General features: G+C 64.2%; 20 protein-coding genes and 3 pseudogenes. 4 read left to right on the top strand and 19 right to left on the bottom strand.

Annotated elements, in window-relative coordinates; translation table 11 throughout:
- Window positions 1-507 precede the first annotated feature (507 nt).
- Window positions 508-633, top strand: a pseudogene (locus SHTP_RS30365) (transposase); the annotation flags it as partial.
- A 141-nt stretch (window positions 634-774) separates the two neighbouring features.
- Window positions 775-1,977: an ISAs1-like element IS2404/ISMul1 family transposase gene (locus SHTP_RS09470; protein ID WP_420872978.1), complete on the top strand. Its 1,203-nt coding sequence runs from the start codon at window positions 775-777 to the stop codon at window positions 1,975-1,977.
- Here the strand turns inward: SHTP_RS09470 and SHTP_RS09465 are convergent.
- The 4 genes and pseudogenes from SHTP_RS09465 to SHTP_RS09450 all read right to left on the bottom strand — a co-directional run bounded on the left by SHTP_RS09465 (window position 1,943) and on the right by SHTP_RS09450 (window position 6,405).
- A complete protein-coding gene (locus SHTP_RS09465) occupies window positions 1,943-3,406 on the bottom strand; it encodes a PE family protein (protein WP_231991742.1) in 1,464 nt (487 codons plus the stop codon). The two genes, SHTP_RS09470 and SHTP_RS09465, sit on opposite strands and share 35 nt — an antisense overlap.
- A gap of 1,436 nt (window positions 3,407-4,842) precedes the next feature.
- Window positions 4,843-5,085, bottom strand: coding sequence for a hypothetical protein (locus SHTP_RS09460; protein ID WP_096370429.1), 243 nt, complete (start codon window positions 5,083-5,085; stop codon window positions 4,843-4,845).
- A gap of 90 nt (window positions 5,086-5,175) precedes the next feature.
- Window positions 5,176-5,961, bottom strand: a pseudogene (locus SHTP_RS09455) (SDR family NAD(P)-dependent oxidoreductase).
- Window positions 5,962-5,970: 9 nt separating this feature from the next.
- Window positions 5,971-6,405, bottom strand: a complete 435-nt coding sequence (locus SHTP_RS09450) for an SRPBCC family protein (RefSeq protein WP_012395103.1) — start codon at window positions 6,403-6,405, stop codon at window positions 5,971-5,973.
- A gap of 434 nt (window positions 6,406-6,839) precedes the next feature.
- On the opposite strand from SHTP_RS09450, the gene SHTP_RS09445 reads away from it, so the two are divergent.
- A complete protein-coding gene (locus SHTP_RS09445) occupies window positions 6,840-7,733 on the top strand; it encodes a haloalkane dehalogenase (RefSeq protein ID WP_096370428.1) in 894 nt (297 codons plus the stop codon).
- Window positions 7,734-7,739: 6 nt separating this feature from the next.
- Here the strand turns inward: SHTP_RS09445 and SHTP_RS09440 are convergent, their stop codons facing one another.
- From SHTP_RS09440 to SHTP_RS09420, 5 genes are all read right to left on the bottom strand, one after another.
- Window positions 7,740-8,633, bottom strand: coding sequence for a beta-ketoacyl-[acyl-carrier-protein] synthase family protein (locus SHTP_RS09440; RefSeq protein WP_096370427.1), 894 nt, complete (start codon window positions 8,631-8,633; stop codon window positions 7,740-7,742).
- Window positions 8,617-9,717, bottom strand: a complete 1,101-nt coding sequence (locus tag SHTP_RS09435; RefSeq protein WP_096370426.1) for a 3-oxoacyl-ACP synthase III family protein — start codon at window positions 9,715-9,717, stop codon at window positions 8,617-8,619. The genes SHTP_RS09440 and SHTP_RS09435 overlap by 17 nt, the downstream gene beginning before the upstream one ends.
- A 28-nt stretch (window positions 9,718-9,745) precedes the next feature.
- On the bottom strand, window positions 9,746-10,735 hold the full coding sequence (locus tag SHTP_RS09430; protein ID WP_096370425.1) for an Acg family FMN-binding oxidoreductase: 990 nt from the start codon (window positions 10,733-10,735) through the stop codon (window positions 9,746-9,748).
- 103 nt (window positions 10,736-10,838) lie between these two features.
- Window positions 10,839-12,293, bottom strand: a complete 1,455-nt coding sequence (locus SHTP_RS09425) for a bifunctional aminoglycoside phosphotransferase/ATP-binding protein (protein ID WP_443986817.1) — start codon at window positions 12,291-12,293, stop codon at window positions 10,839-10,841.
- Window positions 12,294-12,418: 125 nt separating this feature from the next.
- Window positions 12,419-13,315 carry a universal stress protein gene (locus SHTP_RS09420; RefSeq protein ID WP_096372402.1) on the bottom strand — a complete coding sequence of 299 codons (897 nt, stop codon included), beginning with the start codon at window positions 13,313-13,315 and terminating at the stop codon, window positions 12,419-12,421.
- 335 nt (window positions 13,316-13,650) lie between these two features.
- On the opposite strand from SHTP_RS09420, the gene SHTP_RS09415 reads away from it, so the two are divergent.
- Window positions 13,651-14,433 carry a universal stress protein gene (locus SHTP_RS09415; protein ID WP_231991337.1) on the top strand — a complete coding sequence of 261 codons (783 nt, stop codon included), beginning with the start codon at window positions 13,651-13,653 and terminating at the stop codon, window positions 14,431-14,433.
- Between the two features lie 21 nt (window positions 14,434-14,454).
- Here SHTP_RS09415 and SHTP_RS09410 read toward each other — a convergent pair whose 3' ends face one another.
- From SHTP_RS09410 to SHTP_RS09365, 10 genes and pseudogenes are all read right to left on the bottom strand, one after another.
- Window positions 14,455-16,167, bottom strand: a complete 1,713-nt coding sequence (locus tag SHTP_RS09410) for a sensor histidine kinase (protein ID WP_096370423.1) — start codon at window positions 16,165-16,167, stop codon at window positions 14,455-14,457.
- Window positions 16,168-16,344: 177 nt separating this feature from the next.
- A complete protein-coding gene (locus SHTP_RS09405) occupies window positions 16,345-16,998 on the bottom strand; it encodes a response regulator (RefSeq protein ID WP_096372401.1) in 654 nt (217 codons plus the stop codon).
- Between the two features lie 208 nt (window positions 16,999-17,206).
- Window positions 17,207-17,971: a universal stress protein gene (locus SHTP_RS09400; protein WP_096370422.1), complete on the bottom strand. Its 765-nt coding sequence runs from the start codon at window positions 17,969-17,971 to the stop codon at window positions 17,207-17,209.
- Window positions 17,972-18,112: 141 nt separating this feature from the next.
- Window positions 18,113-19,084: a 1-phosphofructokinase family hexose kinase gene (locus SHTP_RS09395; protein ID WP_096370421.1), complete on the bottom strand. Its 972-nt coding sequence runs from the start codon at window positions 19,082-19,084 to the stop codon at window positions 18,113-18,115.
- A gap of 28 nt (window positions 19,085-19,112) precedes the next feature.
- Entirely contained in the window at window positions 19,113-21,155 is a 2,043-nt protein-coding gene (locus SHTP_RS09390) for an erythromycin esterase family protein (protein WP_096370420.1), read from the bottom strand.
- Between the two features lie 18 nt (window positions 21,156-21,173).
- Window positions 21,174-21,605 carry an Hsp20/alpha crystallin family protein gene (locus tag SHTP_RS09385; protein WP_096370419.1) on the bottom strand — a complete coding sequence of 144 codons (432 nt, stop codon included), beginning with the start codon at window positions 21,603-21,605 and terminating at the stop codon, window positions 21,174-21,176.
- 195 nt (window positions 21,606-21,800) lie between these two features.
- Window positions 21,801-22,064, bottom strand: coding sequence for an Mtp family mycobacterial-type pilin (locus tag SHTP_RS09380; protein ID WP_373121360.1), 264 nt, complete (start codon window positions 22,062-22,064; stop codon window positions 21,801-21,803).
- 189 nt (window positions 22,065-22,253) lie between these two features.
- Window positions 22,254-22,526 carry a hypothetical protein gene (locus SHTP_RS09375; RefSeq protein ID WP_096370418.1) on the bottom strand — a complete coding sequence of 91 codons (273 nt, stop codon included), beginning with the start codon at window positions 22,524-22,526 and terminating at the stop codon, window positions 22,254-22,256.
- Between the two features lie 209 nt (window positions 22,527-22,735).
- A pseudogene (locus tag SHTP_RS09370) lies at window positions 22,736-23,716 on the bottom strand (Acg family FMN-binding oxidoreductase).
- A gap of 322 nt (window positions 23,717-24,038) precedes the next feature.
- The gene (locus tag SHTP_RS09365; protein ID WP_420872977.1) at window positions 24,039-25,241 is read right to left on the bottom strand and encodes an ISAs1-like element IS2404/ISMul1 family transposase; all 1,203 of its coding nucleotides are present in this window, start codon (window positions 25,239-25,241) and stop codon (window positions 24,039-24,041) included.
- Between the last annotated feature and the right edge of the window lie 135 nt (window positions 25,242-25,376).

Here is a 25,376-nt window from a genome sequence, read left to right as displayed (position 1 = left end):
GCGACAGTGTGCCGCAATTTGCGGCACACTGCAGCGCTGAACCTGCATTTCCGCTTTGATCTAACTATAGAGTAGCTGTCAAGTGGCGCTATTAGTCATTTAGGTATTAGTTATTTGGGTCACGGTCGTCGCTGCACGCAAGCGGACCGGGGTGTCCTCGGTACAATGGACCGGAGTTGGTTTCCCGAGCCTTACAACGCTTCTGCACGAACAAGACCCGCGTGATCTGCATCCGGGCGACTCAAGAATGGGCTGCACTCGCTAACGGGGACTCGCCGGACCCGCTTCTGGCTACGACCACTTGTACAGGAGCGATACAGGCTTTATGAAAATGGCATGAATGAATGGCGTTTACCCTGGATGGCAGGGCTCCGGCGTTGTTGATTAGCAGGTTTGTGAGCTGGGTTGATGATCTTTGGTGCCGCGCTATTGGGGCCGGAGTGTAGGCACGGGCTATCTGGAGAACGATCGAGTTGGTTACTGTTCGTCGTTGGTCTGGAGTTGCCCGTGCCTACCGTTTCAGTATTGCCTGTGTCGTCGGTTCCAGAGGTGTTCGACCGCTGGAGTCCTGGTGAGCGCAGCGAGCTCATCGGATCGGAGTTTCTCGATGTGTTGGCCTCGGTGCCAGACCCAGGGCTCCGGCGTTGTTGATTAGCAGGCTTGTGAGCTGGGTTGATGATCTTTGGTGCCGCGCTATTGGGGCCGGAGTGTAGGCACGGGCTATCTGGAGAACGATCGAGTTGGTTACTGTTCGTCGTTGGTCTGGAGTTGCCCGTGCCTACCGTTTCAGTATTGCCTGTGTCGTCGGTTCCAGAGGTGTTCGACCGCTGGAGTCCTGGTGAGCGCAGCGAGCTCATCGGATCGGAGTTTCTCGATGTGTTGGCCTCGGTGCCAGACCCGAGGGGCCCACGCGGTCGGAGGTATTCGCTGATGGCTTTGTTGGCGATCGCGGTTCTGGCCACTGCCGCGGGGATGCGCGGCTATGCTGGTTTTGCCACATGGGCGGCCACCGCTCCCGATGATGTGTTGGCCCAATTAGGGGTCCGGTTCCGGCGGCCCAGTGAGAAGACCTTCCGCGCTGTTTTGTCTCGGCTAGACCCCGCCGACCTCAACGCCAGGATGGGCAGTTACTTCACTGCACACGTGGCCAGCAGCGACCCCAGTGGATTGGTGCCGATCGCGTTGGACGGCAAGATGCTGCGTGGTGCTTTACGCGCCAAAGCGACAGCCACGCATCTCGTGTCGGTGTTCGCCCACCGTGCCCGATTGGTGCTCGGTCAACTCGCTGTCGCCGAGAAAAGCAATGAAATTCCCTGCGTACGTGCCCTGCTCACGCTGCTGCCGGGTAGCTTGCGGTGGCTGGTCACCGTGGATGCGATGCATACCCAGGTCGTCACCGCGAAGTTGATCTGCGCCACCTTGAAGTCGCACTACCTGATGATCGTCAAGTCCAACCAAGCCAAAATACTTGCGCGTATCACCGCGCTGCCCTGGGCCGAGGTGCCCGCAGCCGCTACCGACGACTCCCGCGGCCACGGCCGTGTCGAGACCCGCACCCTGCAAATCATCACCACTGCACGAGGAATCGGCTTCCCCTACGCAAAACAAATCATCCGGATCACTCGTGAACGCTTGATCACCACCACCGACCAGCGCAGCGTGGAGGTGGTCTATGCCATCTGCAGCCTGCCGTTCGAGCACGCCCGCCCTACCGCGATCATGACCTGGATGCGTCAACACTGGGGAATCGAGAACAGCCTGCACTGGATACGCGACGTCACCTTCGACGAAGACCGTCAAAGGGCACATACCGGAAACGGCGCACAGGTCCTAGCAACGCTACGCAACACCGCGATCAATCTGCACCGCCTCAACGGCGCCGACAACATCGCCGAAGCCTGCCGGATCACCGCTTTGACCGCCAACCGCCGCCTAGACCTCCTCAATCCACAATTCCCCAGCTCACAATCCTGCTAATCAACAACGCCGGAGCCCTGGTTGGTGCCGCAGCCAGCAACCCGCTCCCGGCGGTGCCGGCCGATCCCATTGCCGAGGCGAACGAGGTAGGGAGGTCGGCAAACGACGGGGCCATTGCACTGATGTCGGCGATGAAGGCGTTGCCGCCCTGCTGAGTTCCGTCGGCCAGCATGCCAGCGACCTCAAGATAGTTCACGTCCGGGAATAGCCCGAATGGCGTCGGCACGTTCGCTGGTGACGTTGAATAGCCGTAGTTCGGGTCGCCATAGCCCAAGTTGACCAGGATGCGCATATTCGGCTCAATGAGGTCTGCCAGCGGGTCACCGATGACCGGGATGGCTCGGAGCGGCGCTGTGATCGGCAGGTTTGGGTGCGTGATCATGTAGTAGTTGGTTTGGCCCTGCCCGGTCAGGGATGCTGAGCCCGGGAGTGTGACCATCTCGTACCCCGGGGGAAGATTTGCTGGGTCGAGATCCGGGTACTGGCCGTGGATAGTTTGGATTCCCAAGAAGGCGTTCAGGTCCGACAAAAGATTGAGCGGGTACCGCGGGAAAGAGGCGAATCCGTCGTACTGGAGCGTGTAGATGTTGGTCGGATAGGGGGTGTCGGGCGGTGTCGAGCCATAAAAGTCCAATCCCAGGCTCGGCACGTTCAGTCCTACGAAGCGCGACAGGAGACCGCCATTGGGATTCATGGGGCTGCCGAGCAGGGTGAAGCCGAGTTCGGTTGGTAGAGGTGGCGTTGGGTTAAGCGCCGGGTTCATCAAGTCTCGCAACTCCAGTGAGGAGATGATCGCGCTCTGGGAATAGCCTAGAACGGCGACACTGTCGCCGGGATGCGCGGCCAGGGTGCTCTTGATCGTCTGGTCGAGGATCTGGACGCCTTGATCTACCGATGTATTAAGAGGCAAGCTCTTGATCCCGGTGTATATCGGCTGCAACCCCTCGGGGGTAAAGAGGGCTTTCGCGTTCTCCGGAAGCACGCCGAACGCTTCGTTGACGTAAGGCAGCACCTTATTCACGTATGTTTGCGAGGGTATCGGATTTCCACTTCCGCCGATCATCCAGCCGAACGTTGTTCCCTGCAACGTAGCCTGCGCAGATGGCGCCCCACCTGATGCGGCCGTGCTCCCGCTCAGCAGGGCCTGGGCATCAGCCTCCGCATGGCCGTAGGCATTGGCGCTTGCGGTCAGGGTCTGCACAAACGCATTGTGGTATGCCTCAACCTGCCGGGCAAACGCCTGATAATCCTCACCGAACACGCTAAACACGTCCGCAATCGCCGCGGATACCTCGTCGGCGGCTGCCGCCGCCAAACCGGTGGTCCGACCGCCAACGGCGATGCTGGCCTCCGCGATGGACGTCTGGATACCTACCAAGTCCTCGGCAGCGGCAGTCATCAGTTGCGGTTGCGTCACCAAATGGCTCACCTGGACATCCCTTCAACGGAAGAATATTTCGTTGTCACGCTCACATTGCAATGGGCACAGTCGTGAAGTTAAGCACCAATGCCCAACTTGGTGGCCCGAAACGGGAATATTGCCTGCGCCTGGAAGCGGCGGCCATTAAGGGGACTCCCAGCAGGCGCATCAAGCAGCCCCGGGCGCAATACTGTTATGTCTCACGTTGGGATAATTTGTCTCATGCGAGACATGAATTTCCCTCGTTTAGGGAAGCGTGAAAATGTTTGGACGTAAGAGCGTTAAAGTCCTCGGTAGATCCGACCGGCGTGGGGCACGTCCGCTCTAACGCGCCCATTCAACGAGAAGGCAACCGCGCAAGCGAATCCAGACCACGGCCCCTACCCAAACCTGCACGAATACATGCAAAATCAAGACTAGCGGCGTTGGTGTACACATCGAAATGCCTTGGTGCACAGGGCGATTAGCGTCAGAAGTCGCTAGGGTGGAGATCGCAAAGCCCGTAGAGGAGGTTATGCCCAAGCCATCGAGCCGATAGTCATGGGGTGGCATCCGGAAGGGGGTGAGCGAGCCGGTGCAGGGTCCCCGCCGGAGTAAAGGCAACCTCGCGACAGTGGGCCGCATTTGCCGAAACCCGCATCGAATCACAACCTTTGATCTCAAAATTAGGGGACCGGACTTTCGGGGCCGGTCAGGCGGCGGGATGCGACGTTCAAAACATCACAACTTGATTCCAGCAATCAAATCATTTAGGTTGTCTACGCTACCCGAGACACAGGAACCGTTGGAAAACGTCTTGAACTTTCGGAAGCAGCTAGCAAATAAAATGAAAGGGTTTTGCATGGTGCGACTGGATAACTTCATGATCGGCGTCATATTACCAATCGCTGGGTTATTCGGGGCGGCTATGCCATTCATTGCAGGCGGTCCCGACGTTGCGCCGGTAGATCCCGCACCGGACCCGGTGGCCGCTGCGCCGGGAGTTGTCCCGGGCCACTCGGGGCCATTACCAGGCCCGCTTCCGGCGGGTGTAGCGTCGATACCGATTATCGTGCCGTTGCCTGCTGGGCCGGAGCCGGATGGGGTACCCAGCAAATAGGGGAATGGCTCGGTCTGACACGCGGAAGGCGCATTCTGCACCCGGTTGGGTGTCTGGTGCGCCCGTGCGTCGTAGCGGTCCAAGACGCCGCCCTAGCCCGGATTTTTTGCGCGGGTCTGGTTGATGCTGGTTTGATGCCACTTCGCCCTGAAAGGCGTTGCTGCACATAATTATGCAGTTGCGGATTGGCGGCCAATTTCGCGGTCTTGGGCCGACATGCGGCCATATCGGTCTTCCACAGCACGACCGAGGTCCGGGAACCGCAGCTCCCGTAGCGAACAGCGGCGCTGCGGCGCAGTTCCCGTGAGATCGTGGACGGGTCGCGCCGAATCGCCCGGACGATTGCTCAAACACCGTTGCCCTGAAGCGCGATTTCATCACACTCAGCGAAAGACAGGCAGCGGCCCGAGGGCTGGAACTTCACATCAAAGCGTTGTGGAACCAGCGTGCCCCGACCGCCGGACGCCACGCCCACAATGCCCGCGGCTTCTTCGGCGAGAAGACCTTTAGCGATCTGTCCCCAGAAGGCCACCTCGACATGACGCCGATACTTCCGATGCCCCGGCGATCGCAGCTTCGGCCGGATCACCCGGTCTGCTGCCTGCTGACGACAAGCCATTCAACACCTCCAACATCGAGGTGTTGCGACGACCAGTCGAATCCGCCCTATCTCCCTATCTCACTGTGGGAGACCGAAGAGCCGAACCACCCCGTGATCGCGCCCGGCGGTGTAGGCGCCGTCGACGGCAATGGCCTGGCCTGTCACAAAAGAAGCGTCGGGTCAGAGCAAGAAGGCAGCCATGGCCGCGATCTCCTCCGGCTTTCCCAATCGTTGCAGCGCATGCTCGTTGGTGATCGACGCACGCGGGCCCTCCATTCCCGGCATGCCGAAGACCCCTTCGGCCAGGGGGGTGGCGATGAAGCCCGGGCAGATCCTGTTCGCCCGGATACCACTGGGCCCATAGTCGAGCGCAATGTTCTTGGTCAGCAACACAACACCGCCCTTGGCGGCGTTGTAAGAACTACCGCCGGCGGTGCCCTCCAGACCTTCGATGCTGGCCAGCGCCACGATTGAGCCGCGTTCGCCGTCCACCCGGGGTTGCTCGATCATCCTGGCCAACGCCGCCTTGGCTACCAGAAAAGTGCCGGTGAGATTGACCCCAATGACTCGGTCCCATTCAGCGCGCGCCAGCAGATGCACCGGGCCGCCACCGGCCACCCCAGCCGAATGCACCACCCCATCGAGGCGGTCGGGCACGGCGTCGAACACGCCGGCGACCGCGTCCTCGTCGGTGACGTCGGCGGTCACGAACGTGAATCGCGGACCGAGGTCGTGGGGCGGGGTTACGACGTCGGCACCGACAACTGCGCAGCCTTGTTCGAGCAAGCGGCCTACGGTGGCCAAGCCAATGCCCGAGGACGCACCGGTTACCACAAACGTGCGGGACGCCCGATGATCGAGCACCGGGCCGCCCTAACTTTCCAGTGCTGCCGCGCAGCCGTCCAGGACCGCGACGAAGCTCGACCTCAATATCGGGCGACTGACCACCTCCAAGAACCTGCCACCCGCACGCGCCGGGTGGGTATAGGTGGTCAGCCAGTCGACGTGGGTTCCACCGTCTGACGGCGTGAACGTCAGGGTGCCCCCCTGATGAATCAACGGCGGGAAGGATCGCAAGATGAGATAGGAGTAGCTGCGTGGACGGTCGACGGCCGTGATCTGCTCCCGGAACCAGGCACCCAGCGCGGTCACCTCGCGCACCGCACCAGCGCCGGGCGGGGGTGAGTCTTTGGTGTAGCCGGCCTTGAGTACCAAGGGGGCCGCGGCCAACTTGGTCGGGTCGGCCAGCCAGTCGAAGACCTGCTCAACCGGCGCAGCGATGGTTCGCTCCAAGTGAATCTCGACCATGAGATCTCCTGTCTGGCCGAAGCCGCATCCCCCGCACATGCTAGACGCCACCGCGTCGCGCTGTCGCTGCCCCGCGCGGCGGCGCACCGTTTCGAAACGAGGGCCTGACATTGCCGAGGGCCACTCGGCGAGATCGGCACCGACCGTTGTTTGCCAGCGAATCGCGATGGGTTGATCGTCAGCCACCATCCACGCGAAATAGCTTGGCTTGGTTGGTTTTAAGCCTCGAATCGGCGATGGCCCGGCGGTCGTGCGCCGCGCATGGCATATTCTGAGCCGGCGCACTTTGGCAGCAGACCGACTCACGCAGTTTGAACTGCCCGTTGCGCTCCGCCGCACCGTCTGGTTTGACGCTGTGCGGGCCCGGCGGGAGGCAACATGGTCGCAAACTGCTCGACGAACACCGGGTGGCCGCTATTGGAAGGAGCTGATTCATGGATGTGGTGAGGACCCCGGATGCCCGATTCCAGAATCTGGTCGGTTACCCGTTTGCGGCCCACTACGTCGATGTCGCGGCAACCGATACCCCACATTTGCGGATGCACTACATCGACGAGGGTCCTGCCGACGGGCCGCCGATAGTACTGCTGCATGGGGAGCCCACGTGGAGCTACTTGTACCGCACCATGATCCCACCGCTTGCTGCCGGCGGATACCGTGTGCTCGCGCCCGATCTGATCGGCTTCGGCCGCTCCGACAAGCCCACTCGTATCGCGGACTACACATACCTGCGCCATGTCGAATGGGTGAAGTCCTGGTTTGAAGAATTGCGCCTGGCCGAGGCCACGCTTTTCGTCCAGGATTGGGGATCGCTGATCGGACTGCGCGTCGCCGCCGAACACGGTGACGCGATTGCGCGGCTGGTGGTGGCCAATGGGTTCCTTCCCACGGCACGCGGGCGCACCCCGACGGCGTTTCACATCTGGCGGGCCTTCGCGCGCTACTCTCCGGTGCTGCCCGCCGGTCGCCTTGTTGCGGCCGGGACGGTGCGCAAAGTTCCCCCCGCCGTGCGGGCCGGGTACGACGCCCCCTTCTCCGACAAGAGCTACCAGGCTGGCGCCCGCGCCTTCCCCCAGTTGGTGCCGATCTCACCCGATGATCCCGCGGTTGCGGCCAACCGTGCCGCATGGGACGCCCTTGGCCGCTGGGAGAAGCCTTTCCTGGCCATCTTCGGGGAGCGCGACCCACTCCTTGGACGAGCCGACCGTCCACTGATCAAGCACATTCCCGGTGCGGCGGGCCAGCCGCACGCCCGTATCAACGCCAACCATTTCATCCAGGAAGACAGCGGGCCAGAGCTGGCCGAGCGCATCATTTCCTGGCAGTAGGCCCGTTCAGGCAGCGCGACCTGGCGGGCGGCGGTAAAGCGCGGCGCCGGCCGTGACGCCGGCCCCGGCGGCCACAAACAGGATCTGGGCGCCCACCGGAACCCGCGCGATCTGCTGCTCGAACGCGGCGGGCAGCGCTGCGGTGTGCATGCGTCGATCGTCTGCAACCCCGATCAGCTCTGCCGCCACCCCGAGCCGAGCGCTCAACGCGGCGCGGAACCCGGGCCTGGGCGGGGCGACAACAATCATGTCGACCGACGAAAGCGCCACGCAGTTCGCCGCCAGGCATTCGCGCACCGCATGTGCCGCGACAGCGGCAAACTCTTCATCCGCCTCGGCCGACTCCGCGAATCGCAGAACGTTGCGGGCGTCAGCGAAACCAACTGTTGCGCTGAATGATTCGTCTGCCTTCCCGTTGACGGCGTTAGCCCACTGCACCCGGCTCAGGCCGTAGGTGTCATCGCTCCAGCCGCATAGCAGCGCGGTCCCCGTGGCGGAGAAGGGAAAGTGCTCGCTCATTCCATGGCCTGGATCGGCATCGCTGGCGACGATGAGCGCCCGACTGATGCTGTGCGTCCGCAAGAATCCGTCAACGATCTGCAATGCGGTGAGCACCCCGCAGGCCCCGTTGGCGATATCGAAGGAGAACGTACCGTGAGCACCGGCGTGGGGGTCCTCCGGGTTGGCGCCGATGTCGTCCTGGATCAGTGCCGCCAATGCCGGCTCACCGAGGTTGCGGTCGCGGTAGATCCCCGCATTGACCACAAGATCCAACTCGTCGGGGTCGCATCCGGCGCCCTGTAGGCAGTCTTTGGCAGCTGCAACGGCTAGGTGAAGCGCACTGTGCCGGTTGCGCCAGCCCGAATGTGCAACGTCGACGCGGTCAATCACTGTGCCCATAGCGGCTCACCATCTTCTCATCCAGGGTCAGCAAGACGATCCCGATTTCCAGCCCCGAGGCCAGAGCGATCAAGGCAATTCGCTCCCCTGCCACGATGCGTCCGGCCGTGAGTTCCTCGATGAGGGCCACGGTGTGTGTTGTCGATGCCGTGTTGCCGTAGCGGTCCACGGTGATCACCGCGTCATGGCGGGGCTTGTCCCCAAAGGCTTCCGACATCTTGGCCATGCCTTTACGGATGGCACGTGCCGACGTCTGGTGGGTGATCACATGGTCGATGTCGTGAATTGAGATTCCGGCCGTCTCGAGGACCTCCTCGAGCAGCAACGGCGTATTGGCCATTGCGGCCTGGTGGATCGCGCGGGCATTGGTGAACATCCGCGCGCCCGGGTCGTGTCCGCGCGGGTAGGCCAGGCACAGCCGGCTGTAGTCGGCGACGGTTGTGAATCCGGCCAGCGCGATTCCCGCGGAACCGACGGGAGCTCGCTCCAGCAGCAGCGCGGCGCCAGCGTCTCCCAGGGTCAACGAGGCCAACTCCTTGCTCATGATGTTGCGGATGTGGCGGGCGGCATTGTGGCTCAGTTGTGAGATGTATTCACCGCTGACGACCAGGCCGCGCTCTACCACCCCCTGCCGGATCCAGTTGTTCAAAATCGTTACCCCGGTGAGCATTCCGGCGCAGGCGTTGGACACGTCGAACGTCATCGCACGGTGTGCCCCAATGCCGCGGGCCACCGCACTGCTCATCGATGGCTCGAGCCATTGGGTGAGGCCACCGCGGAACTTGGTGATGCTGCAATTGGTCACCACATCCAGCGACGCCGGATCCTGGCGTGCAGCGGCCAGCGCGTCCAGGGCGGCGGCGGTGGCCAGGCTGTAGGAATCCTCATCGCCCACCGAGACGCGGCGCTCGCGGATCCCGGTCAGCCGTTCCAGATCGATGTGGGTGCGATGGCGGGTGCTGGACATCAATTCGTCTGTGGTGAGGTGCGTTTCGGGTAGATGCCGACCAGCACCGGCGATCCGGGTGACATACGGTGCGTGCGGACCGTTCGGGGTCTCCATCACCAGCCAATGTCGCGTCATGCGTGAGACCTCCTTGCGGTAGCACCGGTCAGAGCCGGAACTCAAGGACGTCGTCGACTGGGCGACGGCCGGAGCGTTCCACGTGCTGATCATGTCCCGGCGACTTGCCGATTCGGATGAGCAATTGCGGAAGGCTTGTTGTCTGGACGATCTCGGCGATGATGTTGCGACTCATGGCCATCTCGGTCATGTGGGTCAGCGTGCAGGTCGCCAGGCCCGCCATCGTGCACTCGAGTAACACCGCCGACAACGACTCACCGCATCGAAGCACGTCACACAAGTCGTCGGAATCGGTAGAGAGCACCACGATCTTAGACTGATCATGCTCGATAGCGGAGCGACGTCGCCCCCCGCCGGCCGGGGGAAAGCTGCGCGCAACGTCGACTCGGGAAGCTTCCGACGTCGACAGCAGGGCACCTTCCGGCGCATGGTCGGCGTTCGAGCTGAATGGCGAAGTCCACCATCGTAGTTCGGACATATACGTGGTGTCGTTACGTCGCAAGTTCTCGGTGAGCCGAGACGCCTCGGCCAGCGCCGCTCGGCCATCGTCCGCCACCACGTGCAGCAGCACGTCATACCGGACCGCGGCGTGACGCAGCACCGGCTCGATCGCCGCCCATTGGGTGACCGGGTCAAAAGGCAAACGGTCGGTGCGGCGTTGCCCGATGGCATCCGCCCGATGGCGCTGGGACGCGGTGACGGCCTGCATCGGGTGAAACCGCAGTGTCGCCAGATGATCTGGATTGCCCCGATCGGGCGTCCGTTCGGTGACACTGTCCCAGCCGGCAGCCGACGTCGCGACCCGCAGGTGGTCAAGGACAGCACCGCAACTCAATATCAGCTCCCGGCCCGCGTGGTCGGTGGCCGGCATCGAACGGGCTCGATCAGCCCACAGTTGCAGTGTGTCGGCTTCGGCGACCCACCGCCACGGTTGGCTGTTGTGTAGCGACGGAGCACGACTGGCAAGCGCCACTGATTCTCGAATCACGGTTTCGTCGGGCGCCGTCGCCCCCGTCATAGCCACCACCCTTGCGTCTGTGACGTCAACGCTAGAAACTTGCGCCGCAGGTTGGCCAGGGCCGTTGGTCCTTCACGGCAGGGACTTAGGCTCGCAGCCCCGCCTACTCGGGGTAGATCGCTCGGCACCAAGCGTCGTGGGCTTCGTTTAGGGAGAACTCAATTGGCCGGGAGGTATCCATCGGTAGGGCGGTATCCCAGCCGGCATGTTGAGCCGCCATGGTCGCGGCGATCTCCGCAGTTACCTCGGAATTGCCCGGCGCTCGGGTGATGATTCGGTCAGCGGCCATATCGACCGGCAGGGTGCACAGCAGTTCCACCAAGGCCGCATGAGTTTGGCCGCCAAGGTGGTGAGCCCGCGCGCGAGATTGCGGATCCCGCCAGGTCCCGTCCAGGATCACCGATCGCCCCTCTTGCAAACACCTGCGCGCCCGGCTCAGCACCAGATCGTAAACGACCGTGACGTTGTCGCGGGTGTACAGGCCTTCGTCCAGAACACCCGACTCGCCGTGAATGTCACCGCGGTCGCGCAGTTCCTTGCGCACATCGTCGGTTGAGATGACCTGTGCGCCAACCTGTTCGGCCAGAGCACGCGCCAACGTCGACTTTCCGGTACCTGGATTCCCGCCCACCAGCGCCAACCGAACTGCGCCGGTCTCCAGGTGCCGGGTGGCTAGCTCCAGGTGTCGGGCGGCATCCGCGGCGGCCTCTGGTTTGCCTTGCGACAGCCGGACACAGTCGGTCTTTGCGCGCACCACCGCGCGATAAGCGATGTAGAAGTCTCGTAGTGACGCCGGCGCCACATCCCCGGAGTGCGCGAGATAGCGATCCAGGAAGTACTCCCCCAGGTCCTTGCGCCCCAAGAACTCCAGGTCCATCGCCAGAAACGCGGCATCATCGACACGATCGACATAACGAAGTCTGTCGTCGAACTCCAGGCAATCGAGCAGGGCGGGTCCGCCTTCGGCGCAGAAGATGTCATCGGCGAGCAGGTCCCCGTGACCGTCGACGATGCATCCCTGGGCAATGCGCTGGGCCAAGAGGGTCTCGCGGCCGGAGATGAATGCCGCGACCAGGTCTTCGATCCGCCCGATCGACTCGTCGGGGAACGACGTCCCCGCATAACGATGCAGTTCTGCCAGGTTGTCGCCGAAGCGTCGGCCGATCGCGGCCGGTTCGCCCGCGGTGTTGATTGTCGGACTGCGCTCGGCGCCCTCGTGAAAGCGGGCCAGCACTGTGGCGATGGTGTCCAACAACGCGCGCACCGATTCGTCGGATCCGCCGCTGCTGATCTGATACGCAAGCCGGTCGCTGTCGTGGTAGCGACGCATTACGACCAGCGGTTCGGCCGGCCCCCCGGTCGGGTCGGTGCAGTGCGCGACGCCGAGGTAACTGGTGGGGGCTAGTCGACTGTTCAGCTCGACCTCGCGGGCACAGGCCCGCTCCCGTTGCTCCGCGGTACGGAAGTCCAGGAAGTCGGTCAGCACCGGTTTCTTCGCCTTGTATGCACGTTCGCCGACCAGCACCACCACACCGGTATGTGTTTCGTGCACCTCGATATAGGCGGTGTTAGGGCTGTGGGTGGCATCCGGCGACTCGGCAGATTCGCTGTCGGTGCTGATGGCGGCCTCCGTGGCTCTCGGTTATCGGCGGGTATGGGCGGCCAGCCCGGTTGGCGCCGATCTCAGGCGGACCGGGCCACGATGACCGGCGTGTGAACCGCGTGCAGCACCGCGTTGCTGGTCGAACCGACCAGCATGCTGGTAAATCCGCCCCGGCCGTGGCTGCCCAGAACGACCAGCTGCGCGGTCTGTGCTTGGTCGATCAATTGTCGCGCCGGTCGATCACACACGACCACTCGATCCACCGTGACATCCGGATAGCGCTCCTGCCAGCCGGCCAGACGCTCGGCCAGAGTCTCCTCGGCCTCTCCCTTTACCGTCGACCAGTCCAACCCGGGCAGGTCAACCACTTCAAGATCACTCCAGGCGTGCACCGCTTTGAGTTCGACGCCCCGGCGCGACGCTTCGTCGAATGCGATCGCGGTCGCCAGCTCTGAGGCCGACGGGCCATCGATGCCCACCACCACGGGGGCCCGGTCACGGTCTTCGGGTTGGGGCGCCTCCGGATCTTCGTCTCGGATCACTGCCACCGGACAGTGCGCCCGGTGCACCACCCCGGAGCTAACGGAGCCGAGCAGGCCGCGAGCGACGGCCCCGCGGCCGTGGCTGCCGACCACCACCAAATCCGCTTCCTGCGACAGTTCGACGAACGTGGGAACCGGCGCCGACCATCTCAACTCGCTCTTGATCTGGGTGTCGCGCCCCTGCTGCGTGACCTCTTGGGCGATCTTTCCCGCCTGTTCGAGAACCTGGCGGCCGTCTTCCTCCTGCCACGTTGACATGCTCGTCATCATGGGCATCTCGGGCCACATCGGCACCGCCTGGTTCACCATGTCAACCAAGGTCAGCGGAACATGACGCAATGTGGCGTCACGCGCCGCCCACGAAACCGCCGCATACGAGGCAGCCGAGCCATCGACGCCAACAACAATGCCAAGGTGTTTCATCGGTGCAGACATTTGATCCTCCTCGGTCATCAAATACGTTATTCGCCAAATGGCCATCGGTCTTGAGGCTTTGGTCATCAGCCACGTGGTCATGAGGCCCGGGCTGACATTATCGGCACCACCCAGGCTGTGGCTTGCCGGCCGATCGAGGTCCAATGCCGACGTCGCGCAGATTCCGGTCGGCCGCGCGTTACCAAAGCCGCAAAACCGGGGCCAAACGGCCCTGCCCCGGCCTCAGGGCAGCTCAATAGCCTCTTGCCGTGAGCGGCCCACCGACGCCAGGGCAGGCCAGCGGTCCCGGATGGGAGGGTGCCATGAGCCATCCGCAAGCGCCTAGGTGCGTTGTTGTGGGCGTCGACGGTTCACAGGCCGCGATCAACGCCGCGCGCTGGGCCGTCCCCGAGGCCGCCAGCCGCGGCATTCCCCTACGCCTGGTCCATGCCGTTCCCGAGCGGGCGGCATCGACCAACGATGAGGCCGCCCTGGATGTCGAATACGCACAAGCAGCGTTGCACGCGGCTTCGGCTGCGCTGCATGCCATCGAAGTGCCGATCGAGGTAGAAGTGGACATCGTGCGAGGATCGGCCGAGGCCGCGTTGGTCAGCGAATCACTAACTGCGGCAATGGTTTGCGTTGGATCGGTGGGAATCGATCGAGTGGCGCGCAAGCTACTCGGTTCGACCGCCGAGGCGGTGACGCAGCGAGCGCATTGCCCAGCGGCCATCATCCGCACCGATCCTGACACCGAGTTGTCGGACACGTCCTGGATCGCTGTTGTCGTCGATGACTCGCCCGGAAACGATGCGGTGCTCGAGCACGGCTTCCGGGAGGCCCAGCTGCGCGGGGCGCCGATTCTGGCGATGGGAGTGTGGCGGTGGGGCCTGGGCGAGATTGCCTACGAGCAACTCCATCGCCGGCTTGACCGCTGGGTGTCCCGCTATCGAGATGTCCACGTCCAGCCCGCGGCCGCACGACACGGTGCGGCCGACTTCCTCGCCAAGACCGAGGAACCTATCCAGTTGGCCGTGGTCGGCAGCGATGATGCTGGCGATGTGGCACGAATGGTCGGCGCGGTGAGCCGGCGTCTTCCCCAGCGCAGCGGGCATTCGGTGCTGGTGGTCCGCCGCTGATCGCGCTGACCGAGCCCGAAGTCAGAGATCGCCGAATGGAACGGTCCAGCTGATCCGCGTTCCGCCCTCGGTGGGCGTGGTGATCCCGCAAGTGCCGCCGAGCTTTTCGGCCCGCGACCGCATGTTGGCTAGGCCGCTGCGCCGCGATACGTCGGGGGATATGCCGCAGCCATCGTCGACGACTTCGAGGCTGAACATGTCGCCGACACTGACGTCCAGCGTCACTCGCCCGGCGCCGGAATGGCGAACGGCGTTGCTGATGGCTTCGGTGGCCACCGCCTCGGCGTGGTCGGCAAGCTCACCTTGAACGGCCGACATCGGCCCATGCATATGGATTGTGGTGACAACGGCACGGTGTTCGGTCAGGTCGGCAACCACCTGCTGAATCCGCTGCCGAAAGCCGCCGTCGCGACCCGACGGAGACTTCAGCTGGAAGATGGTGCTGCGAATTTCTTCGATGATCGTTTGCAGATCGTCGACGGTACGGTTGAGCCGGTCGATGACCTCCGGGGAGCGGGCCCTGGCCAGCGTTCCCTGCAGATCCATACCCGAGGCGAACAGCCGCTGGATGACGTGGTCGTGCAAGTCATGCGCAATGCGCTCGCGCTCGGCCAAGATGGTCAGCTGCCGCGCGTCCTCGCGGCCCGAAGCCAGCAGCAGTGCAATCGCCGCGTGGGTGGCGAACTGGCTCACCAGATCCAGGCAGCGGGCATCGAATGGCGGCTGATCCGCGCCCCGCGCGACGGCAATCACCCCGGCGATCTTTTCGTGGGCGCTCAGCGGCATCACGATGGCCGAGCGCTGCGCCACGTCGGTGAATGCCTCAATCGGGTAACTGAAAGCCTCACTGATCAATGGTTCGCCGGACCGAAAAACGTCGCCGCAGGTAGAGCCGCGCACCGGAACCTGCTGGCCGACAACCTCCTCGGCATGCAGCCCTACCGCGGCGGAGACCACCAGGGTGTCGATCTCGTCGGTGGCCAGGTCGGACTCGACGGGCACCAGAACGATGGCCTGTTCGGCATCGGTGAGCGTGCAGGCCCGCTGGGCGATCAATTGCAGGGGCTCGCGCCGCGACTCGGTGCTGGACATCAGCGCCGTGGTGATCTCGCGGCTGGCCTCCATCCACTTCACGGCCGTGCGCTCGCGCTCGAACACTTGGGCATTGTCGATAGCGACACCGGCCGCAAACGCCAACGCGCGGGCGGCGAACTCGTCGGACTCGGAGAACTTGCGGCCCGGATCGACATGGGTCAGATACAAGCTGCCGAACACGGTTCCCCGGATCGTGATCGGTACCGCGAGAAACGCTCGCATGGGCGGGTGGTGTTCGGGGAAGCCGCAGGCCGCCGGGTGCATGGTCAGGTCGTCCAGACGCAGCGCGGGTGTCTCGACCAGCGAAACGCCCAGCACCCCCTTGCCGACCGGCAGATGCCCGATGCGACGGGCCACGTCATCGTCCATTCCCGCGTGAATGAACCTGATCAGTGTCCCCTCGGGATCACGGACGGCCAAGGCGCCGTAGGGGGCTGAGGTCAACTCCCTGGCGGCAAGGACGATCCGGCGCAGCGTTGCGTCGAGGTCGAGATCAGAGCCGATCTCGACGATCACCCGCAGCAACTGCTCCATCTGATCGCGAGCTGCCAGCAACTCGTCTAGCTGCGCGTGCATCCTGCTAACCAGCCCTGGCCGGCCCAGTCCAGCAAACGCTGGGCCGCTTTCGTCGCTGCCCACCCGACCCGGCACCTCCACCCATGCCTTTTCGGTACTACCGCAGGTGACGCTGCGTTCGCAGCGTCGGGAACCGATATTTAGCTTAATCCCATTGAAATTGAGCGACCACAACCTGGCCGCAAGCCGGGGAGAACTCCCCCAGTCTCAGCCGCGTCCGCGATTTCGTCGCGAGGGCCGTCAATCGCCCTTCACGGGCCGTGTTCCCTGACCCAAACGGGAAGCGAACACCGCCGCCTGCGTTCGCCGCTCCATGCCCAGCTTGGCCAGTAGGCGCGACACGTAGTTCTTCACGGTTTTCTCGGCGAGGAACATCCGGGCGGCGATCTGTCGGTTCGTCAACCCCTCGCTGAGGTGTCCGAGCAGCGTTCGCTCCTGTTCGGTCAATCCGGACAGCGGATCCTTCTGCTCGGCCCCGTCACGCAGCTTCGCCATCAGTGCCGCGGCCGCGCGGTTGTCCAGCAGCGATTTGCCGGCATCGACGTCTTTGATGGCCCGCGCCAGCTCCATTCCCTTGATGTCTTTGACGACGTAGCCGCTGGCCCCCGCCAGAATCGCCTCGAGCATCGCCTCGTCGGAGGTGAACGACGTCAGCATCAGGCACCGCAATTCCGGCAGGTCCGAAAGCAGGTCGCGGCACAGTTCGATGCCGTTGCCGTCGGCCAGACGGACATCAAGCACGGCGACGTCGGGCTGCAATGCCGGGATTCGTGCCATCGCCTCGGAGACCGAGCCCGCCTCGCCGATGATTTCCAGATCTGGGTCGGACCCGAGCAGGTCGACAAGTCCGCGCCGAACGACTTCATGGTCGTCGACCAAAAAAACCTTAACCATGGCGAGAAACCCTAACCATTGCCAGTCCTTCCACATGACGGTGCGAACTGAGAATCATGGAGCCGTGGGTGACGATTTCCACACCCCATGATTCCCCACTTTCGCCGGCGATGGGTACTCGCGCCCGGCGGGGGTGGGCGCCGCGGCCGGTAGCATCCGGTGACGTATCGCGGCCGGCCCGCCGGCGCTGGCCCGCCAGCCAGGCTGTTTAATGCCGAACCAGCAGAACCGAGCAGTCGGGGTAGCCCAATATCGGATGACAGTTGGGGGTGGTCAGTCCCGGCAACTCATCGGCGTCGGCTTCGCCCACAACGGCCAGGTCGATGGCACTGCTGTGGTTTTCGACGGATCGTGCGCCGGTACCGGAGGCGACAACCTGGACCGGCACGTCCGGGTAGCGGCGCACCCAGCTGTCCAGCCGGCGATCGATTTGGCGAACGACCGCGTGGCGACGCCGCCCCTCCTCCATGGCCGCGTGCACAACTTCGTCATTGTCGGCGTCGTCGTTGAGGACGACAGCGATTACCCCCAGCTCCGTCGGGGATCCATCGGGATTGGTCCGGATGACCGCCACCGGGCAGTGTGCACCCCGGACCAACGCCGCCGCGGTCGGGCCCAGTAACCCGTCCGTCGCCGGTCCTCGCCTGGCGGTGCCGACACAGATCAGTGCCGTCTCCTGCGATTCATCGATCAAGACCTGCGCGGGCTCACCAGCACGAACAACGGTCTCGACCTCGATCGGATGGCCGTCGCCCTGGACGGCACCCTCCGCCTCGGCCAGTGCCCGCTCCGCGCGCTCGAGCTCCCAGTCGGGGGCATGCACCGATCCCGTCTGCTGGCTGGGGATGACATAGACGAGGCGAAGGGGCAGCTGCCGGCTGATCGCCTCGTCTACGGCCCACTTGGCAGCGTTGATCGCGGCCTGCGAGCCGTTGATGCCCGCCACCACCGATTTCGCGTCCAGGTGCTTCATGAAGGCTCCCAATTACTTCGATCCGCTCCATCCCAGCCTATTGCGCCTGCGTCCGTAATGTGAGGGCCGTTGGACCGCTGCCGCGGCAGTTCCTTGTTGGGGGTCCGACCACAGATCCGCGTTCGGGGGTTGCGGCAACCCCTAGGCGACCTCCACCGGTTCGGCGACGTGCTCGAACAGCCGCTCGACATCCGCACGCTCGCAGGCTTGCGTACCCGGCGTCAGCAGCATTGCCGCACCCGCCGCAATGCCCAACCGAACCGACTTGACCAGCGGCCATCCGCGAGCCAGACCGACCGTGGTCGCGGCAACCATGGCGTCGCCGGCCCCAACCCCGCTGCCGCCTCGCATCTCAACCGCTCGAAATCGATGCCGCGCCCGGCGAGTCGCAAGCAGTGCACCATCAGAGCCCAACGACACCACCACGACCTCTGCGCGACCCGTTTCGACGAGTTCGCTTGCCGCGGCCAATTGCTCGGCCTCGGTAACCAGCGGCCGACCGACGCACTCGCGCAGCTCCCGCACACTGGCCTTGAGGAGGTACACTCCCGCACGGATGTGGCTGAGCCCGCCGCCGGAGGTGTCCAGGATCAGACGTGCGCCCAGACCACGGCAAGCCTCGGCGACCCGCTGATAGAAGTCGGCCGGCACGCCCGGCGGCAGGCTGCCGCTGGCCACCACGAATTGCGCTGAGCGCGCGGCAAATCCAAATTCTTGCAGGCACTGGGCCTGCTCTTCGGGTGCCAGCACGGGTCCGGGAAGCACAAAACGATACTGCTCGCCGGTGCTGGATTCGTTGACGGTGAAGCTCTCCCGCGTCGATGCCGCTATCGGGATTTCGCCGAAGGCCACACCGGCTTCGCTGAGCAGTTTGCTGACGTGGGCGCCATGCGATCCGCCCATCGGAAACACCGCGAACACCGAGCCGCCGAGGACGTGCGCGATCCGCGCGACGTTGATGCCTCCCCCACCCGGGTCATAGCGAGTTTCGCTGCAACGCAGTTTCTCCGTCGGCCGCACCACGCCGACACAGGTGGTGATGTCCAACGCCGGGTTCATGGTCAGCGTGACGATCTGTGGTCCGCGCACCGCCGGATCGGCCGGACTCGTCATCCGCGTTGGCTCCGCTGATCGCCGGGCGCTACAGGCCACTCGGGTAGGTTTCGGGCGTCTCCCCGGCGATCCACAAACTCGTGGTCTCGGGGGGCTCGAGGGCGCGGGTCTTGTCGATGTGGATCATGGCGTCGAACTGATCGGCGGGACGGACATGGAAGTAGTGGCTCTGCCGCTCGGTGGCCGGAAGATAGATCACCCCGATCGCCCGGCCCAATCGAACCCCGGACAAGGGGTCAGCGGCCTCCGGGCTGGTTGCCGCCGAAACCAGGAAGGCGTCCTTGCCGGTGTCGTGGAACAGTTCTTCCACACTTGCGTGCAGCGCCGGGCGCACCACTTTGCGTTCGGCGATGCCGCCCCACTCACTGGCGGCGGTGACCGTACCGGAGTAGGTACACAACCCGATCAGACGACTGTCATCGCCGTAGCGTTGACGGACCAGTTGCCCCAGCGTCAGTTGTCCGTCCGCCCACACTTCCGTGGCTCGCGCATCGCCGACATGAGAATTATGGGCCCACACCACTATCCGGGCGGGCGCCGCTTCGCGATGGCGATCCAGGTGCGCCTGCAGCGCCGCCAGCGTCTCGGCCATGTGCTGGTCGCGCAGGTTCCATGACGTGACACGGCCACTGAACATCGCCCGGTAATACACCTCGGCATTGCGCACCGTTTGTGCATTCTGTTGGGCGTAGAAGGCCTCGTCTTCGGCGATGAGTCCGTCTCTGCGCACGTAGTCGAGCGCATTGCGCTGCGTGTCGACCAACTGCTCGATCGCTTGGCGTTCACAGGAGGGGCCGGCACCGAATGCCGCCGCATACCCATACGCCTGGCCGTCATCGGCAGCCGTGTGGTCGAAGCACGCGTAGCGAGCCCGGGCCCGCGCCGCCGCCGCCGGATCAACCCTGTCCAAGAAGGCGACCACCTCCTGCATCGACCGATGCAGGCTATAGAGGTCTAGGCCGTAGAAACCGGCTTGACGCTGACCGTTTGACGCGCAGCGCTGATTGCGCTCCCGTAGCCAGTCGACGAAGTCACGAACCACGGTGTTGCGCCACATCCAGGCGGGAAAGCGCTCAAAACCGCGCAACGCCTGCTCGGCACTCTGGTCCTCCCCCAGCCCGTGCACATATCGATTCACGCGATACGCGTCGGGCCAGTCCGCCTCGGCCGCCACGGCGCAGAAACCCTTCTGCTCGATCAGCCATTTCGTAATCTCGGCCCGGGCTTCGTAGAACTCGTGCGTGCCGTGCGAGCTCTCGCCGATCAAGACGATCCGGGCGTCACCGATGACGGCTTCCAGCGCTTCGCGCGGCGGTACCCCTCCGTGCGCGTCGATGGCCACATTTCTGATCACCTCGGCCGGCGTGGGTACCGCAGGTCTGAGCGCCGGGATCCCCGTCGTCGGGGTAGCCAGCAGGTTGCGAACCTCCTCGTCGGTGACCTGACGGAAGTCCCAGAAAGACTCCCCGACCGCGAGGAAGGGGGTCAGCATCGACGCGCACACCACGTCATCGACGAGGCCGGCGAACTCTCGGCAACTCGACTCGGGGGCGGCCGGCACCGCAATCACGATGTGCGCGGGCTCGGCATCGCGTATCGCCTGCACCGCCGCAAACATGCTGGCGCCGGTCGCCAAACCATCGTCGACCAAGACCACCGTCTTGCCGGCCACGTCCAGAGGTGGACGGCCCGCGCGGTAGGCGGCTTCGCGCCGGACCAGCTCCCGGGCTTCGCGCTCGGCGGTGTCGCGAAGTTGCTGCGGCGTGATCCGCAGGCCCCGCACGACGTCGTCGTTGACCACCACGCGGCCGCCACTGGCCAGAGCACCCACGGCAAACTCCTCGTGGCCGGGAGCGCCGAGCTTGCGCACGATGAAGGCGTCCAACGGTGCGTGCAGCGCGGCCGCGACCTCCCACGCGACGGGTATTCCGCCGCGCGCCAAACCCAGGACAATCACGTCTGGCCGGTCGCGGTAGGCGGTCAACAGATCTGCCAGCACCTGGCCAGCCTCGTGACGGTCCCGGAAGACCCGCCGCGGTGCGTTCCGCTCGGCTCTCGCCGCGCTCGTCATTGCGTACCCGCGGTCGTGTCAGTTGACGGACTGGAACCGTACCCGGCGCTCGGCCGGCTTCGCCTCCGCGACGGGAACCGAGACGGTGAGAATTCCCTTGTCGTAGGAGGCCTCAATGCCGTCTTCGGTAACGCCGGCCGGTAGCGGCACGGTCCGGATGAACGAGCCGTAGCAGAATTCTGATCGCCCGTTGAACTCTTTCTTCTCACTGCGCTCGGCCTTGATGGTCAGCTGCCCGTCGAGCACCGTGATCTCAATGTCTTTTTCGGGGTCGACACCAGGGATTTCTGCGCGTAGTTCGTAGCGGTCGCCCTTCATCTCGTCCTCGAGCTTCATCAGCCGCGAATCAAAGGCAGGACGGAGCCCGGCGAAAGACGGGAAAGCCGCGAACAGCTCGGAAAACTCCGGGAAAAGCGACCTTGCGGGGCGCTGAACGGAAAGGGTGCCCATGATTTCTCCTCGATCTCGAAATCACCGTGTTGACCACTGTCCATCCGACCACCAAATGCCGGCCGCCAATAGGGACGGAAGTCCCCGACTGGCGCGGCTTTCTGGGGATCGCCGCAATGGGTGGGCTCAGATCACACGGGCACCACGACCGACGGGGCAGCCGGCAACCTCGGCCGGTCGGCCGCAACAACCGGTTTAAGCGCCGCCACCACCCGCGGCGGGCGGCGCGGGAGGCGCCGGCTCGTCCAGCCACGGCTGTTCATCGACGGGAAGGTCGCCGGGCACGAAGTCACGACTGTGGTCGGCGCCATCGACATCCCGGTGAACATCATCGTGGCAGGTCGTCGGATCCCAGTTGGGCCCCCAAGCCGGATCGAAAGGCTGGCCCGGGCACCAGTAGTAGGTGGGGGCCGGCGCCGGATGGGCGCCGGCGTTGGCGATGAGCCCGAAGTCCGCCATAGCGAGCACGGCGGCGATGATACCCGCGACAACCAGGACAGCCAGACGTATGAACCGATGCACAGCAGGAACCCTATTCAAGTTGCCTGGCAGTTGGCTGAAATTGGTCTGGGATGTCGGCGAATGTGCTAAGAGCCGGTGTCTGCCGGCGGACACCGCCCGACCCGAGCAGCCCCCGGTGATCACCGGCTAGCGCTCCGATGTTCGCAGTTCCACAGCTGGGTGCGGCACCGCACTGATGTAGGCCATGACACGGCCGAGAATGAGATCGTACGCATCGCCGTCCTCTGCGAGGCGGACCAGCCCCTCACGCCGCAAAAAGCCCTCAATGCGCCGATCCAACGGCCATTCGCGATACATCGTGTTGTCGGCATAGGGCGACCTCACGAATCGGCAGGCTATGACATCGACATCAGAGTCTGTCAATAACGGCGGACCGCCCAGCGCAGAAACCACTTCCATTTCCTTACCTATGTACGCACGGCACTGGTTGAGTCACCAGGGTGACCCCATGATTCGGTGCCCTTCACGCACCGCATAGGGCCGTAAGTCACCTATGCGAGAAGCAAATCTGGTAATTCCACGGTAGCCGCCGACCGGTACCCGCGAAAGAGCCCACCGGCAAATTGCAGCGGCCAAATAGCGCCACCTGCCCGAGCCACAACCTGGCGCTAGCGGCGGATCTCCAATACATCGCGCAGCGGCCGCCGCGGCGTCAACTCCGGGGCGGCACCCGTTGGCGCATTGCCGACCCGAACCAATACCTGTGGCTCGGCTTGACCACCGGTGAGTTCGCGAACGGTGGCACGGCCGGCGTCCATCTCCGTGAGGTGGGTGACCGGGCAAGTGGCCAGCCCCGCCAGGGTGCACTCCAACAGGACCGCTGATAGTGCCGCGCCGCAGTTGAGCGCATCCGCGCGGCTGTCGCCCGGCGTCGACAACACAACGATCGTGGCGTGGTCATGCCGGCCCGCAGAACTGCTCTCGCTACGCCAGTCGACCGGGAACGAACGGTTCACCGCTACTTCCCGGGCCGCTGTTCCAGACGCCAGGGCGCTCTGGGGTATCCCCTCAGACTCCCTGGAAGGTGCCGTCCACCAGGCCAATTCATGATGGTAGGCGTCGCCGTAGCGGCGCAGCGCCTCGGTGAGCCGAGACGCCTCCGCCAGCCGGGGCCGCGCGTCTTCGGCCAACACCGCCAGCGTGACCGTTTCGGTGTCCACCGAACTGCGCAGTACGGGCTCGAACGACTCCCAGTCGCCTGGCGCCCGGAATGGACGGAGGTCAGTCCGGCGCCGCGATATCGCCTCGGCCCGCTCACGCCGGGCCTGGGCAATGTCGTCGATCGCCGCGAAGTCGATCGAAGCCAGATGGTCAGGATTGTTGGGGTTGGGAAACAGGTCGACGTTGCTGTCCCAGCCGGCGGCGGCCATCGCGACCTGGAAGTGATCGAGCAGCGCGCCGCAGCTGATCACCGCTTCGCGGCCCGAATCATCGGCCGACGTCACCATCCGATGCGGGTCGAGAAACAAGTAGACGGCGCCGCTGGCAGCCACCCAACGTCAGGGCTGACTGTTGTGCAGCGATGGAGCGCGGCTTGCCAGCTCGACAGCCCTGGCAATCACCTCGGTGTCAACCATCGTCTCGGTCATCGCACTCACCTGCCTCCCATCTTCGACCATCGGGCATCAGAAAATCCGACGCAAGGGCCTTTGGCCCCCGCCGCGACGACATAGGGCCCCGGGAGACTCGCCGGGCCCCCAGGAGCACCAACTCGCGTTCACCAGGTTGCCACTTGCGTGGCGGGACGGGCGACCGCTGACATAGATGACTTTCTTCTCTATTGCCGCACACCATCCCGGGAAAACGATGGAGGCGCGTCAGCAACCAAAGGAAACGGCCATGGCAAAAACCTGCCGCCCTGAGCATCCGGCACGAAAAGTCGCTGGCCCCCCAGGGCTCCGGCGTTGTTGATTAGCAGGCTTGTGAGCTGGGGAATTGTGGATTGAGGAGGTCTAGGCGGCGGTTGGCGGTCAAAGCGGTGATCCGGCAGGCTTCGGCGATGTTGTCGGCGCCGTTGAGGCGGTGCAGATTGATCGCGGTGTTGCGTAGCGTTGCTAGGACCTGTGCGCCGTTTCCGGTATGTGCCCTTTGACGGTCTTCGTCGAAGGTGACGTCGCGTATCCAGTGCAGGCTGTTCTCGATTCCCCAGTGTTGACGCATCCAGGTCATGATCGCGGTAGGGCGGGCGTGCTCGAACGGCAGGCTGCAGATGGCATAGACCACCTTCACGCTGCGCTGGTCGGTGGCGGTGATCAAGCGTTCACGAGTGATCCGGATGATTTGTTTTGCGTAGGGGAAGCCGATTCCTCGTGCAGCGGTGATGATTTGCAGGGTGCGGGTCTCGACACGGCCGTGGCCGCGGGAGTCGTCGGTAGCGGCTGCGGGCACCTCGGCCCAGGGCAGCGCGGTGATACGCGCAAGTATTTTGGCTTGGTTGGACTTGACGATCATCAGGTAGTGCGACTTCAAGGTGGCGCAGATCAACTTCGCGGTGACGACCTGGGTATGCATCGCATCCACGGTGACCAGCCACCGCAAGCTACCCGGCAGCAGCGTGAGCAGGGCACGTACGCAGGGAATTTCATTGCTTTTCTCGGCGACAGCGAGTTGACCGAGCACCAATCGGGCACGGTGGGCGAACACCGACACGAGATGCGTGGCTGTCGCTTTGGCGCGTAAAGCACCACGCAGCATCTTGCCGTCCAACGCGATCGGCACCAATCCACTGGGGTCGCTGCTGGCCACGTGTGCAGTGAAGTAACTGCCCATCCTGGCGTTGAGGTCGGCGGGGTCTAGCCGAGACAAAACAACGCGGAAGGTCTTCTCACTGGGCCGCCGGAACCGGACCCCTAATTGGGCCAACACATCATCGGGAGCGGTGGCCGCCCATGTGGCAAAACCAGCATAGCCGCGCATCCCCGCGGCAGTGGCCAGAACCGCGATCGCCAACAAAGCCATCAGCGAATACCTCCGACCGCGTGGGTCCCTCGGGTCTGGCACCGAGGCCAACACATCGAGAAACTCCGATCCGATGAGCTCGCTGCGCTCACCAGGACTCCAGCGGTCGAACACCTCTGGAACCGACGACACAGGCAATACTGAAACGGTAGGCACGGGCAACTCCAGACCAACGACGAACAGTAACCAACTCGATCGTTCTCCAGATAGCCCGTGCCTACACTCCGGCCCCAATAGCGCGGCACCAAAGATCATCAACCCAGCTCACAAGCCTGCTAATCAACAACGCCG

Origin of the sequence: Mycobacterium ulcerans subsp. shinshuense (genome assembly GCF_002355775.1) — a bacterium.
In the GTDB taxonomy this organism is placed as follows: Bacteria; Actinomycetota; Actinomycetes; order Mycobacteriales; family Mycobacteriaceae; genus Mycobacterium; species Mycobacterium marinum.
The sequence above is the reverse complement of the archived record's forward strand: the minus strand, read 5'-3'. Positions and strand labels throughout refer to the sequence as shown.